Raw genomic sequence first — 590 nt, 5'->3', positions numbered from 1 at the left:
CCAAAGGCATTATAGGTCCGCGATGTCGTCAGGGTGTGGAATTGCGACCCTTCGATATTGTTGAGCTGGCGCTCCGGTTCGATGACCGAGATGGCCATGTTGCGCGCATCAAACTCGGTGAGGGTTGAGACAAACTCGCTCACCCCGGCCTTCATGAAATCGGGCGTCTGGGTGGCATCATTGAACAGGGCAAAGACGCTGTCGCGCGTCTGGGCGGCCAGCGAAGCGGTGGTCGCTGCGTCTGATCCCGTTGCGGTCAAGACGAGGGTTTGATTGCCCAGCGCATCATAGGCGAAATATTTCGCGATCCCGTCCCCGGCCGTCGTTTCGGTCAGGCGGCCATGGGTATCGTAAACCCATGCTTCGCGGAACAGGCCGTTGAGCCCGCGCTCGACCATCTCACCGCGCGCATTGTAGCGCATCTCAACGACAGAGGTGTTGGCCGCGGTGGAATAGCTGCCATTCTCCAGTTCGAGGAATTCTTGGCGAACGAGATTGCCGGAGACGTCATAGGCATAGCCAATGGCTTCATCGACAGTGGTGAGGGGAACGCCGAACTGTGTCCAGTCATGTGTGGTGCGGCTGTATTC

At 58.6% G+C, this 590-nt stretch carries 1 pseudogene; it reads right to left on the bottom strand.

The window, feature by feature from the left end:
- Positions 1–590, bottom strand: a pseudogene (locus tag RMQ97_RS15465) (hypothetical protein); the annotation flags it as partial.

It is taken from the genome of Maricaulis sp. D1M11 (assembly GCF_047308265.1).
In the GTDB taxonomy this organism is placed as follows: domain Bacteria; phylum Pseudomonadota; class Alphaproteobacteria; order Caulobacterales; family Maricaulaceae; genus Maricaulis.
This window is presented reverse-complemented; position numbering and strand designations above follow the sequence as displayed.